Genomic DNA, 12,384 nt, shown 5'->3' with positions numbered 1-12,384 from the left:
AAAAAAGCAAAGCACCTTAGAAGGAGCTTTGCTTTTTAATTATGCCATATTCTCACTAGTATCTATTTCATTCGACTGATACTGTTTTGTATCTAATTCACCAAGTGTTTTACTTGTTACAACACCTGACACCATTGATCCACTTACATTTAGAGCAGTACGACCCATATCAATTAATGGTTCAACAGAAATTAATACACCAGCCAAGGCTACTGGTAAGTTTAAAGTAGAAAGAACGATCAATGTTGCAAATGTTGCTCCTCCGCCCACTCCAGCAACCCCAAAAGAACTGATCATAACGACAATAATTAATGTCGCGATGAAAGATGGGGATAAAGGATTGATTCCTTGTGTTGGTGCAATCATGACTGCAAGCATTGCAGGGTAGATACCAGCACAACCATTTTGGCCAATCGAAACTCCGAAGGATGCAGAGAAGTTAGCAATAGATTCCGGTACACCTAATTTATTCCTCTGTGCTTCAATATTTAAAGGCATTGTTCCTGCACTTGTACGTGATGTGAATGCAAAAGTAAGTACAGGCCAAACTTTTTTCACATATTGTTTTGGGCTAAGTCCCATAATCGCAAGAATAATTAAATGAATAATAAACATTGCTATTAAGGCAACATAGGACGCAATAACAAATTTTCCTAGTTTCACAATTGCATCAAGGTTACTTCCTGCAACTGTCTTTGCCATAAGCGCAAGTATTCCATATGGAGTTAATCGCAGTACTAATGTTACAATTCGCATCACTATTGTATGTAATGATTCAACGATTTTTTGGAAGAAAGCTGCTTGCTCTGGATTTTTTCTTCTAATCCCTAGGAATGCAACGCCAACAAATGCCGCAAAAATTACTACCGCAATAGTAGAAGTTGGTCTTGCACCAGTTAAATCTTGAAATGGATTAGCTGGTAAAAAGCTAAGAATTTTCTGTGGTACAGTTGTGCTTTGGACTTCCCCCAAAGATTCTTCTAATTGCTGTCCGCGAAGAACTTCAGCATCTCCAGCGTTTACATCAATTGCTTTTAAGTCAAAACCTGCAGCAGATGCGATCCCGATTCCTGCAGCTATAGCTGTTGTTAGTAATAATGTTCCGATTACGAGACCACTAATTTTCCCAAGGTTAGCTGATTTTTCTAATTTCGTGAAGGCCGCCACAATGGAAATAAAGACTAGTGGCATAACGATCATTTGTAACAGTTTTACATATCCGTTTCCAACTAATCCGAACCAATCATTTGTAACCGTGATTACTTCTGAAGTCGGTTCAAAAAATAACTGTAAGATTGCCCCAAATAATACACCTAGTCCTAAAGCGGTAAACACGCGTTTAGAGAAGGATATATGTTTCTTTTGCATATAGAATAGAACACTAAGCAAAATAAGTAATATAATAATGTTTAAAATAGCATAAAAATTCAATGCTATGTCCTCCTTTTATTGTAATTCCTATAGGTTAAATAGGGATTGCATAATTTCTTTAAAAGACTAACACTAATTGCCTCATTTGTAAATATAATTTTCAAAAAATAAAGAGGTTTTTATGAAGTGAACAGTACTATTCTGTTAAAATAATAGAAAATAGTTTTTTGGGGGGATAGGATGTTTGTACTCGATTACCAATCTCCAATTGGAGTAATAGAAATAACTGGAACAGAAAAGGCAATTTATTCGATCTTATTTTCAGAGAAAGAGTCACCAGAAAACCAGATAGATGATCAGACGCCTCAGGTTTTAATGACATGTTATAAACAGCTTGATGCTTACTTTAATGGAAATAGTCAAGATTTTTCTTTTCCTATTGAAATGGATGGGACTCCATTTCAAAGGCAAGTATGGAATGCTTTAACTAGTATTCCCTATGCAGCAACGGGATCGTATAAGGATATTGCAAATAGCATCGGTAACGAAAAGGCAGTTCGTGCGGTGGGAAGTGCAAATGGCAGGAATAAACTATGCATTGTCATTCCATGTCATCGAATAATAGGAGCGAATGGAATGCTGACTGGCTATGCGGGTGGTTTATGGAGAAAGGAATGGCTGCTTAGTCATGAGCAGAAATGGAAAACTATCACTATATAATAGGACAAAGACAAAACTCCATCGATGGTACTTTCCCTTTAGCTATGGGTTAGTTGTGCAGGTTAATGAAAAGTATCCGATTCTTATTGAATCGGATACTTTTCTGCTTCTCATTTAGAACTAATAAAGCTCTATTGAAGTACCAGCTCCACCTACGCTGTGTACAGTGATAACCACTAATGTTATCCAACCTATTTTTTATTATAAATGAAAACGATTTCAAAATCAAATATTGTGAAGTGGTGAACTATTTTCAGAATATTATTTCTTTTTTTAGTAAGATGTTTTTTTGTTCGTTAAATATAGATGTTAATGGAAGAGAATAATTTTCTGTTTTCTGTAAAACTTATAAAAAAGGAGTGATTTGGATGAACGAACAAAACGGAGCGAATATCCCTGATTTTGGCCAAATAAATGATCACATGATGAATGCTGATTCAGATAAGACGAGTGTATCGATTAAGACAAGTTTAGATCCTAAAAATGTGCTAGAAGATAATCCTTATTTTGATAAAACAAAAACATATAGTAAAGAAGAGTTGGAAAAATTCAAGAAATTTTTTGGAGGATAAGTAGCAAAATTCCACCTAAAAATTCATAATGATAGTGTCATACTCCTTGGCAGCTGATGAAAAACATGTTCATACATATTAACAGCTGGAAAGGAGTAATTTTTATTCTTAGTCTATCAAGCATATTTAGAGCTTCTTTACTTGCATTTTTATATAGAAAATGATTAAATGTATATACTTGTTTTTATACTATATGGTATAAAAAATTTTTATACAGAGTGATTTGTTTTTTCTCATAACTATGGACCATAAAATTAATCGTATATATATAGTGTTTGTAAAATTGAAGGGAGGAAGTAGCAAATGGGGATTGTGGTTGTAGAAATTTGTGATGGAAGTTTGATCACTTCAATAAATTTAGAAGAAATACTAGAATCTAAATATCCAGAAGTAGCCGTGATTGAAAGCAGCTGTCTTTCCTTTTGTGGAATGTGTGCAAAACGTCCTTATGCAATTGTAAACGGAAAAAGAATTTTTGCAAAAACTACTGAGGAATGTCTTGAATTAATAATGAAACAAATTGAAGCAGAATTAGCTGTATTTGCTTAATAGAAGAAATAATAGAAAAGGGAAGTCTTAAGAATTAATTTCTTGATGACTTCCCTTTTCTATTATTGTAAGTCTTTTCTAAGAAAAGTCTTTATACCACTACTAACGAGGAATCATGCTGGGAAACAAACTTTACGACAAACTTACAGTGATTGTCTCCTTCTGTTCGGCAGTATGTTCTCGTTACATCCTCTGCATGGAGAACTTTTTTGAGCATTTCTGTCTCACATTTACAGGCTATTTTAAACTCCTTTGCTACCTCGAGGATAGGACAATTATATTCTGTTATTTCAAAAGTATGGTCGTCCACTTTTGTTAAATCAGCCATATATCCTTTTTCATTTTGAATAGTAATCATTTCTTGCATTTTTTCAGCAGGATCTTTGTCATCCATACGTGAAATATACTCTTTTGTTAGACGTTCTTCTCGTTTGTTGAATAATTGCTGAACCGAATCTTTTCCATACAGTTCTTTAACGTCGTGTAATAAATCGATGCTGATTCCTTCATAACTCTTTGGAAAAAACTGTTCTGCTTTTTCCGCCAAAGTAAAGCTTTGAATAGGTCGGCCCATTGGCTGTTTGATAAATTCGGATTGGATTAAACTATCTTTTTCTAATATTGTTAAGTGCTTTCGCACAGCCATATGTGTTATTTGCAGACGATCGGTAAAATCGTTTACCGTTAAGGAACCCTCTTTCTTAAGAAGATACAGAATTTTATCTTTTGTCGTTTTTTGTGTTGGAACCATTTTAAACCTCCATTCTATTTCATTGGAGAAAAAAATCAAAAAGATTTTTAAAGGTATAGAAATTAATTATACCAGAAAGTATAAAATGTTGAAAGTAGTTACCTGTACAAGAGTCAGTGCATAAGATTAGGTTAGTTAGTAAAAAAACATCCACCAATTTAGGCCAAAGTAATTGATTTTTTTTTATAGATGGTTTATTGTTTAAATATACTTTTTAAACTAATAAGTATAAAAAATAAAAAAATGGAGGAAACACAAATGACTACATATTCATTACCAGCTTTATCATACGAATTTAATGCTTTAGAACCACATATTGATCAGAAAACGATGGAAATTCATTATGGAAAACATCATCAAACATACGTTAGTAATTTAAATGCTGCACTGGAAGGACAGGATGGATTACAAGCAAAATCTTTAGAAGAGTTATTAAGCAATCTGGATGAAGTTCCAGAACAAATCAGAACTGCTGTAAGAAACAATGGTGGTGGGCACTTAAACCATTCCTTATTTTGGGAAGTAATTGCCCCAGCTTCGGGTGCTAATACTCCTTCTGGTGAATTAGCAGAAGCAATGAATAAAGCTTTTGGAAGCTTTGATGAATTCAAGCAGCAATTTACTGCTGCTGCTACTACTCGATTTGGATCTGGTTGGGCTTGGCTGGTTGTTGATAAAGAAGGCAACTTAAAAGTAACAAGCACGCCAAATCAAGATAATCCAATTATGGATGGCGAACGTGCTATTTTAGGATTGGATGTATGGGAGCATGCTTACTATTTAAATTACCAAAACAGAAGACCTGAATACATTTCCAATTTCTTCTCTATTGTTAATTGGAGTGTAGTAGCTGATAAATTTGCTAATAATAACTAATCAGATAGATGAAGATAAGATGTTTCCTGCTTATCTTTAAGCTTGGAGGAAAATATGAAGCTTGTAGGAGTTTCCGGATCGTTAGTTGGTTCTAAAACAGCTAAGGCGGTTAATGAGGTTTTAGTTGCTGCCAAGGCACTTGATCCAACTATTCAAGTGGAATTAATTGATTTAAGAGAATATGAGATCGAATTTGTGAATGGAGTGCCATTAAGTTATTATAATGATGATACGATTAAAGTGGTCAATACTATTTTGAGTGCAGATGCTCTTGTGATTGGAACACCAGTATATCAAGCTTCCATTTCAGGTGTATTAAAAAATCTCTTTGATCATCTACCGGTCGATGCATTTAAATCAAAAGTAACAGGAATGGTTATCACGGGTGGTACAGATAAACATTTTCTTGTGATGGAATATCAATTAAAACCAATTCTTACGTATTTTAAAGCACTGGTTACCGTGCAAAATGTATTTGTTCATAACGATTATTTCGATGAAGTGAATGAAATTACAGACAATGATGCCAAAGAGCGAATGATTAAATTGGCTGAGGAAATTATTTATTTGCTGCGGTAGTTATCATTTAGAAATGTTCTAAAAAGGCAGATTCTGCGAAGTTAGCAGGTCTGTCTTTTTTTATATTTAAAGAGCGTACTGCTTCTCAAAAATTCAAGTTGAAAGGAAAAATCGTTTCTTTCTGATTTTTAAATATAGTTAGTTGTTAATAATGGTGTAATGAAAGGGAAAGGTTAATATAAATATTAACTTTGTTTAGGTGATTTACTAAGTGATAAATAAGATTAACATATTCATTAACTTAATGCATATAAAATATATTAAGATTTATATGAAAGTTATTGACAACGCTTACAGATGATTGTATAAATAACTTATGAGATATTTTATAAAAAGGTTGTTTTTAAAAATGTTGTTCTCTTTTTTGGGGGATTCAACACAACTTGAGACTATCAGTAAATAAACAACAAACTTTGTAAAAATCGCCTTTTGCTATTAAGTTGTATTATAGTGTCATGTAAAAAGGGAGGGGAGGAATGACAAAACAAATAAACTGTCGATATGTTGGTGAAAAGGAAAGTAATTTTGAATTAAATGCTACATAAAGAGAACAAAGTAAGTCTACGCTTAAAGTGATAGAAATGCAGATTAGTATTATCCTTTTTGTTTTATAAAAGAAATTAAAAATAGGGGAGAATATAAAATGAAAAAAGTAAAAATATTACTTTCAAGTTTTGTGATTTTCAGTATGTTGCTTTTAGGTGCATGTTCAAGTAGCAGTAGCAGTAATGCGGATGGGAAGAAAGAAATAACGTTTATGTTTAGAGGAGGACCAGATGAGAAAACGGCTTATACTGAAGCGATTAAAAAGTTTGAAGAATCGCATGAGGACGTGAAGGTGAAAATCATTAATACAGATGCTGATCAATATGCTACTAAATTATCTGCTGCTGTTTCCGGTGGGAATGTACCCGATGTTTTTTATCTTGATTCTGGAAGTATCGCAAATTATGTTGATAATGGCATCATTAAAGATATTACAGAAGAAGTTGAAAATGCAGATTTTGATTTAGATAGTATTTGGAAATTTGGTGTAGACATCTATCGCTATGATGGAAAAACGCCTGGTCAGGGTGCGCTTTATGGATTACCAAAAGATATCGGTCCATTTGCGCTAGGTTATAACAAAGACATGTTTGAAGAAGCCGGAATTCCGTTGCCAGATAAAGATAAAGCCTATACTTGGGATGAATTCTTGAAAATTAGTCAAGAATTAACAAAAGATACAAATGGTGATGGCGAAGTTGATCAATGGGCAAGCGGTTTTAATGCCACATGGACTCTGCAATCATTTGCTTATAGTAATGGGGCGTCCTTTTTAAATGATGCTGGAGATACTGTAACAGTTGACACACCAGAATTTGCAAGTTCTTTGCAGTTCCTTGCCGATTTAACTAATAAATATAATACAACACCAAATGCTTCACAAGCAGAAACATTGGACACATACCAAAGATGGATGAATGGCGAATTGGCTTTCTTCCCAGTAGGTCCATGGGATATGAGTACATATGCCAAACTAGATTTTGAATATGATCTCATGCCATGGCCATCTGGTACAACAGGAAAATCAGTCGCATATGTTGGTTCTCTAGGATTAGTAGTTTCAGAGACTACAAAATATCCTGATTTAGCGACTGAATTGGCCATTTACTTGTCTGCAGATGAAAATGCACAACAAACATTATTAGATGCTAAAGTGCAAATTCCGAATTTAATTGATATGGCTGAAGAATGGGCTAACGATACAGAAACGGTTCCAAATAACAAGAAAGAATTTTTAGATATTGTTCGAGATTATGGTGTTCCGTACCCAACTTTCGCTACCTATAACTCTCAATGGTTAGATGAATTCTGGTCGAATATTACTCCTGTGATGCAAGGAAAACAGACTGCAGCTGATTTCGTAAAAGAAATACAGCCTAAAATGCAAAAACTTTTGGATGAAGCCAACGAACAAGCGAAAATGTCTAAATAACTAGGATGTCTTATTACTAAGAGTAACCTCACGAACTTCAAGTGGAACTTCTTGTGAGGTTCTCTGCTTTTAAGACATCACCAATCGTTAAAGAGGTGATAATATGTCCAGTGTGATAGCTACAAATAGTGAAAAAAATAAAAATCCGAAAATAAAACCAAAAAGAAAAACTAGTAACTTATATAAGCAAGAACATAGAGTTGCACTGATGTTTGTGGCTGCTCCAATTATTGGGTTCCTATTATTCTCTGTTTATCCATTTGCTTATTCTGTATATGCATCTTTTACAGATTGGAATGGCTTGAATAGGATGAACTTTGTCGGCTTGGATAACTTTATTAAACTATTTAAAGATGAATATTTCTATCAAACTCTCTATAATACAGTTTTTTATATGATAGGAATTCCCATTGGATTAGGATTGGCATTGCTGCTCGCAATGGCTTTGAGCAGGGGGCTGAAAGGGACTACTGTTTTTAGAACGATCTACTATATTCCTGTTATCTCTTCTCTGGCGGCGATATCCATCATGTGGGCATGGGCTTATAATGGAGATTTTGGATTGATTAATCAATTTTTAGATTTATTTGGCATTAAGGGCCCGAACTGGTTAGAAAATACTGCAACTGTTAAACCTGCAATTATCCTGATGGCAGTATGGAAAGGGTTAGGTTATTCGATGCTGCTTTATTTAGCTGCAATTCAAAGTGTTTCTAAAACCTATTATGAAGCGGCTGATCTAGATGGTGCAAATTCTTTCCAAAAATTTAAAAGTATCACATGGCCAATGGTTAAACCGGTAACGTTTTTCTTAGTTATTACAAACATAATTGGCGGATTCCAAATCTTTACTGAAATTAACATTATGACCCCGACTGGTGGTCCATCTTATAGTGCAGCGTCTATTGTTTGGTACGTATGGCAAAAAGCATTCAAATATTATCAAATGGGATATGGTTCAGCAATGTCACTTATTCTATTTATCTTTATCTTTATCGTAACTGTTATTCAATTTTATTTTAATAGAAAATCAGATTATAGTTTGGATTAAGGGGGTGCATAGCATGAAAAAGCATAAGAAAATAACGGATATATTCATTTATTTCATTCTCACAATTGGTTCCGTGTTTATGATTGGACCATTATTATGGATGATTACCACTTCATTAAAAGACAAGACTGGTGTATTTGCCTTGCCGCCACAATGGATACCAGATCCCTTTCAGTTTGATGCATATACTAAATTATTTCAGCTTGATACTTTGGGATACGGACTTAAAAATACCATAATTGTCTCTTTAACCGTAACTATTATTGGTACCATAACCTCTAGTATGGCTGCTTTTGCTTTTGCAAAACTCAGAATGCCTTTTAAAAATACATTATTCTTGATTTTATTAGCTTCAATTATGATTCCTTATCCGATTATTATGATTCCCCAATTCGTAATGTTTTCTAAAATGGGTTGGGTAGATACATTATTACCGTTAATTGTGCCAGGTTTATTTGGAAATATTACGATGATTTTCTTCCTTCGTCAATATCTAACAAATGTGCCTTATTCTTTAATTGAAGCAGCAAAGGTAGACGGAGCAGGTTACCTTCAAATTTTCTTTAAATTGATTTTCCCTGTTATTCGCCCAGCGGTAGCGGCACAATTTATTCTTTGGTTCATGGGTGTGTGGAATGACTATTTAGCACCACTAATCTATTTAAATAGTCCAGAGAAACAAACATTACAAGTAGTTATTGCAAACTTAAAAGCAACTTACGCTATTCAAACGGATTATCCATTGATTATGGCAGGTTCTGTTGTTTCCTTACTTCCAGTATTAATCGTATTCTTGATATTTCAAAAACAGATTATTGAATCAGTTGCCTTATCAGGTGTGAAAGGATAACCAGGAGGATCAAGCTATGAAAATGAAAGAAGAAACAAGAAAAGGATTAGAATTGATTGAATCATACGGCTGGGGAACATTGGGTACGCATGACCCTACGATTATCAAAGAAGATGATTTCTACTATATGTTTTCAACAGATACATATATCGATAATGCGCCAACTGAGGGGGCACAAATTAGAAAATCAAAGGATTTAATTCACTGGGATTATATTGGAACTGCATTGAAGGCTGTTCCTCAAGAGGCTAAAGAGTGGTCCAAGGCATTAGGCTTATGGGCCCCTGAAGTTATTAACTATAAAGGTCAATATTATATGTATTATTCCGCTTCCACTTTTGGAAGTACGATTTCTTGTATTGGATTGGCTACTGCTGATCATTTAAAAGGACCTTGGTGTGATCAAGGGATTGTGCTTCAAACAAATCCAGAAATTGCAACACATAATGCCATAGATGCAAATGTAGTAAGGGATAAATATGGTAAGTACTGGCTTTGTTATGGATCCTTCTTTGGAGGCATTTACCTTGTCGGACTAAATATGGAAACAGGGATGCCGGTTGCTGAGGATGGTTATGGAACATTGCTTGCGATAAGACCAAAAGAAGTAGAAGGTGCGATAGAAGGCGCTTTTATTATCTACAATTCGGCATTTGATTATTATTATTTGTTTACTTCTTATGATAGTTTACATGATAGTTACAATATTCGTGTAGCGAGATCGAAAGAAATAACCGGTCCTTATGTGGATGTAAACGGTAAAAATATGATAGATACAGAGGATGAACCACATAATATTGGTGTTAAGTTAGTGGGAAGCTATCAGTTTGAAGATGATATTGCTTGGATTGGACCAGGTCACAATTCCATTTTTACCGAAATGAATAAACAATTTATGGTTCATCATGTTCGTTTAGAGGAATTTTCTCCCTATCATTATGGATTTATACGAGAAATGTTTTGGCTAAAGAGCGGCTGGCCGGTTGTATCGCCAGAATACTACTATCATACTGAACCACCTAATTATTCCGTTCAGGATCTATTGGGTGATTGGGAATATATTTCTTTTGATGAAGACAGAAGAGTTAAGCATAGTAAAAGGTTTTCTTTAAAAGAGAATAGTCTAACTGAGATTGATTCATTAGGTAATAATCAGTTTGCCTTTGCGGATAGAAATTTTGAGTTTGTTATTTTTCCAGTTAAAGATTGGAGAAACAATGTAGAGACAATAGCCTTCTCCGGTTTAACAAAATCAGGAAATGCTATATTTGGAAAGAGGGTGTAATCTATGGTGTGGTCAAACAAAGTGATGATCGTTCTTGATAGGCTGTTAAGTGTCATCATTCTTAATCTGCTTTGGATTATGGGGAGCATAATTGGGTTTGGAATTTTCGGGATTTTTCCAGCAACCTATGCCCTTAATGTCCTAATTAGAAGAGAGGAGTTTTCTAATGATTTTCCATCATTTAGTAGGCTTGCGAAGGAATACTTTTCTGCATATAAGCAGAACTTTCTAAAAATGAATGGTGTTGGAATTATTTATTTCCTTGTATTATATGTGCTTTGGATCGATTTGCAGCTGGTACGAGGAATGACAGTTGGGGCTGCTATTTTCTATTATCCAGTTCTATTCTTCATTATATATGTTTTGGCTGCTCTTCTTTATACATTTCCCATTGCCATTTATACCCATGGTACGTTCAAGGAGAAAGCGAAATTAGTATTGAGTTTACCGTTATTACTACCTTTACATACAGTATTTAGTTTACTCTTTTTTTTAGTACTTTTAGCAGTAGCTTATAAGTTTAGTATTATAATCCCGCTATTTTTAATTAGTACCTATTTTTTATGTATAGATAAGTTCATAGCAGGAGATTTAGTCAAAAAAGGAATAATAAGAGATTTTGAATAGATAAAATGCTGAAGGAATTTTTATTAGATGGAAATCATACAACGACAGATTAAAAATGATAACTTATGCAGTTTTTAAATTTCTCAATCAAATAAGTTCTAAGATAATCATAACGATGGCTATTTGGATAATTTGATGGGAGAGACAATCTTTATAATCTGAAATGTAATGGATAAAAAGGAGAGAGTAAGATGACGAATGTCAAGACAGTTCATTATAACAACCCAATAGTTTTACAAAGAGCAGATCCTTGGGTATATAAACATACAGATGGATACTATTATTTTACTGGTTCTGTTCCTGGCTATCAGAAAATAGAAGTCCGCAGAGCTAGAACATTAAATGGGCTGAAAAATGGTGAAAGTGCATTTGTTTGGCATGCTCATTCAACAGGCCCATTAAGCTCTCTAATTTGGGCACCGGAAATTCATTATATCCATGGAAAATGGTATATCTACTTTGCCGCTGCAGAGTATGATTACCCTAAAAATGGGATTTTTCAGCATCGGATGTTTGTACTTGAATGTGCTGATGAAGACCCTTTAACTGGAAGATGGATTGAAAAGGGTCAAGTGAAAACGGCTCAAGAAAGTTTTAGTTTAGATGCAACGGTGTTTGAATTACACGACAAGCTTTATTATGTGTGGGCGCAAAAGGAGCCAGCTATTCCAGGGAATTCTAATCTATATCTATCTGAAATGGAAAACCCTTGGACTTTAAAAGGGAAGCAGTTATTATTATCTGTTCCTGAATACGCTTGGGAGAAAATTGGATTTTTAGTGAATGAAGGTCCAGCAGTATTGATTAGAAATGGAAAAGTCATCATAACCTATTCAGCTAGTGCAACTGATGAAAATTATTGCATGGGAATGCTTTGGGCAGATATAAATTCCGATTTATTAGATGGATATTCTTGGACTAAATTAGATAAGCCAGTTTTTAGCAGCGCTCCAGAGAATCAACAATATGGTCCAGGACATAATAGCTTTACTATTAGTGAAGATGGAAGGGAAGATGTTCTGATCTATCATGCAAGACCATATACAGAAATAGAGGGAGATCCTTTGAATAATCCAGATCGCCACGCGAGAGCACAAGTATTTACTTGGGATGAGAATGGGCTGCCAGTGTTTGGTAAGCCAAGTAAGGATTAGGAAATATAATAAAAGTTTAAA

At 34.3% G+C, this 12,384-nt stretch carries 13 protein-coding genes; 11 read left to right on the top strand and 2 right to left on the bottom strand.

Translation table 11 applies throughout. The features are described 5' to 3' along the window. Positions 1–39 precede the first annotated feature (39 nt). Positions 40–1,431 carry an L-cystine transporter gene (locus tag NiCM35_RS26005; RefSeq protein ID WP_123259677.1) on the bottom strand — a complete coding sequence of 464 codons (1,392 nt, stop codon included), beginning with the start codon at positions 1,429–1,431 and terminating at the stop codon, positions 40–42. A gap of 180 nt (positions 1,432–1,611) precedes the next feature. Here NiCM35_RS26005 and NiCM35_RS26000 point away from each other — a divergent pair, with 180 nt between their 5' ends. The 3 genes from NiCM35_RS26000 to NiCM35_RS25990 all read left to right on the top strand — a co-directional run bounded on the left by NiCM35_RS26000 (position 1,612) and on the right by NiCM35_RS25990 (position 3,212). Continuing rightward, a complete protein-coding gene (locus NiCM35_RS26000) occupies positions 1,612–2,091 on the top strand; it encodes a methylated-DNA--[protein]-cysteine S-methyltransferase (protein ID WP_095334026.1) in 480 nt (159 codons plus the stop codon). Positions 2,092–2,459: 368 nt separating this feature from the next. Further along, positions 2,460–2,663: a hypothetical protein gene (locus NiCM35_RS25995; RefSeq protein WP_095334024.1), complete on the top strand. Its 204-nt coding sequence runs from the start codon at positions 2,460–2,462 to the stop codon at positions 2,661–2,663. Positions 2,664–2,966: 303 nt separating this feature from the next. After that, a complete protein-coding gene (locus tag NiCM35_RS25990) occupies positions 2,967–3,212 on the top strand; it encodes a YuzB family protein (protein ID WP_047941554.1) in 246 nt (81 codons plus the stop codon). A gap of 91 nt (positions 3,213–3,303) precedes the next feature. Here the strand turns inward: NiCM35_RS25990 and NiCM35_RS25985 are convergent, their stop codons facing one another. Then, complete coding sequence (locus NiCM35_RS25985) at positions 3,304–3,963, bottom strand: helix-turn-helix transcriptional regulator (protein ID WP_095334023.1); 660 nt, start codon at positions 3,961–3,963, stop codon at positions 3,304–3,306. Between the two features lie 258 nt (positions 3,964–4,221). On the opposite strand from NiCM35_RS25985, the gene NiCM35_RS25980 reads away from it, so the two are divergent. The 8 genes from NiCM35_RS25980 (at position 4,222) to NiCM35_RS25945 (ending at position 12,363) form a co-directional block, all read left to right on the top strand. Continuing rightward, a complete protein-coding gene (locus tag NiCM35_RS25980) occupies positions 4,222–4,839 on the top strand; it encodes a superoxide dismutase (RefSeq protein ID WP_433780886.1) in 618 nt (205 codons plus the stop codon). A 54-nt stretch (positions 4,840–4,893) separates the two neighbouring features. Further along, positions 4,894–5,418, top strand: a complete 525-nt coding sequence (locus NiCM35_RS25975) for an NADPH-dependent FMN reductase (RefSeq protein WP_433780885.1) — start codon at positions 4,894–4,896, stop codon at positions 5,416–5,418. Between the two features lie 643 nt (positions 5,419–6,061). Beyond that, a complete protein-coding gene (locus NiCM35_RS25970; protein WP_095334017.1) occupies positions 6,062–7,396 on the top strand; it encodes an ABC transporter substrate-binding protein in 1,335 nt (444 codons plus the stop codon). 208 nt (positions 7,397–7,604) lie between these two features. Continuing rightward, a complete protein-coding gene (locus NiCM35_RS25965) occupies positions 7,605–8,447 on the top strand; it encodes a carbohydrate ABC transporter permease (protein WP_235850359.1) in 843 nt (280 codons plus the stop codon). Positions 8,448–8,460: 13 nt separating this feature from the next. Continuing rightward, positions 8,461–9,297 (top strand): carbohydrate ABC transporter permease, encoded by an 837-nt coding sequence (locus NiCM35_RS25960; protein ID WP_095334013.1) that lies wholly within the window; start codon positions 8,461–8,463, stop codon positions 9,295–9,297. 16 nt (positions 9,298–9,313) lie between these two features. Next, the gene (locus NiCM35_RS25955; protein WP_206426409.1) at positions 9,314–10,582 is read left to right on the top strand and encodes an arabinan endo-1,5-alpha-L-arabinosidase; all 1,269 of its coding nucleotides are present in this window, start codon (positions 9,314–9,316) and stop codon (positions 10,580–10,582) included. 3 nt (positions 10,583–10,585) lie between these two features. Then, positions 10,586–11,209, top strand: coding sequence for a DUF624 domain-containing protein (locus NiCM35_RS25950; protein ID WP_433780884.1), 624 nt, complete (start codon positions 10,586–10,588; stop codon positions 11,207–11,209). 191 nt (positions 11,210–11,400) lie between these two features. After that, positions 11,401–12,363 carry a glycoside hydrolase family 43 protein gene (locus tag NiCM35_RS25945; protein WP_095334009.1) on the top strand — a complete coding sequence of 321 codons (963 nt, stop codon included), beginning with the start codon at positions 11,401–11,403 and terminating at the stop codon, positions 12,361–12,363. Positions 12,364–12,384 lie beyond the last annotated feature (21 nt).

This window comes from Niallia sp. M35, assembly GCF_050971705.1.
In the GTDB taxonomy this organism is placed as follows: Bacteria; Bacillota; Bacilli; order Bacillales; family Cytobacillaceae; genus Niallia; species Niallia circulans_A.
The sequence above is the reverse complement of the archived record's forward strand: the minus strand, read 5'-3'. Positions and strand labels throughout refer to the sequence as shown.

Excerpts from the sequence above, each read along its gene's own strand:
- NiCM35_RS26000 (WP_095334026.1), top strand. The coding sequence starts at position 1,612 with ATGTTTGTACTCGATTACCAATCTCCAATTGGAGTAATAGAAATAACT.
- NiCM35_RS25995 (WP_095334024.1), top strand. The coding sequence starts at position 2,460 with ATGAACGAACAAAACGGAGCGAATATCCCTGATTTTGGCCAAATAAAT.
- NiCM35_RS25990 (WP_047941554.1), top strand. The coding sequence starts at position 2,967 with ATGGGGATTGTGGTTGTAGAAATTTGTGATGGAAGTTTGATCACTTCA.
- NiCM35_RS25985 (WP_095334023.1), bottom strand. The coding sequence starts at position 3,963 with ATGGTTCCAACACAAAAAACGACAAAAGATAAAATTCTGTATCTTCTT.
- NiCM35_RS25980 (WP_433780886.1), top strand. The coding sequence starts at position 4,222 with ATGACTACATATTCATTACCAGCTTTATCATACGAATTTAATGCTTTA.
- NiCM35_RS25975 (WP_433780885.1), top strand. The coding sequence starts at position 4,894 with ATGAAGCTTGTAGGAGTTTCCGGATCGTTAGTTGGTTCTAAAACAGCT.
- NiCM35_RS25970 (WP_095334017.1), top strand. The coding sequence starts at position 6,062 with ATGAAAAAAGTAAAAATATTACTTTCAAGTTTTGTGATTTTCAGTATG.
- NiCM35_RS25965 (WP_235850359.1), top strand. The coding sequence starts at position 7,605 with ATGTTTGTGGCTGCTCCAATTATTGGGTTCCTATTATTCTCTGTTTAT.
- NiCM35_RS25960 (WP_095334013.1), top strand. The coding sequence starts at position 8,461 with ATGAAAAAGCATAAGAAAATAACGGATATATTCATTTATTTCATTCTC.
- NiCM35_RS25955 (WP_206426409.1), top strand. The coding sequence starts at position 9,314 with ATGAAAATGAAAGAAGAAACAAGAAAAGGATTAGAATTGATTGAATCA.
- NiCM35_RS25950 (WP_433780884.1), top strand. The coding sequence starts at position 10,586 with ATGGTGTGGTCAAACAAAGTGATGATCGTTCTTGATAGGCTGTTAAGT.
- NiCM35_RS25945 (WP_095334009.1), top strand. The coding sequence starts at position 11,401 with ATGACGAATGTCAAGACAGTTCATTATAACAACCCAATAGTTTTACAA.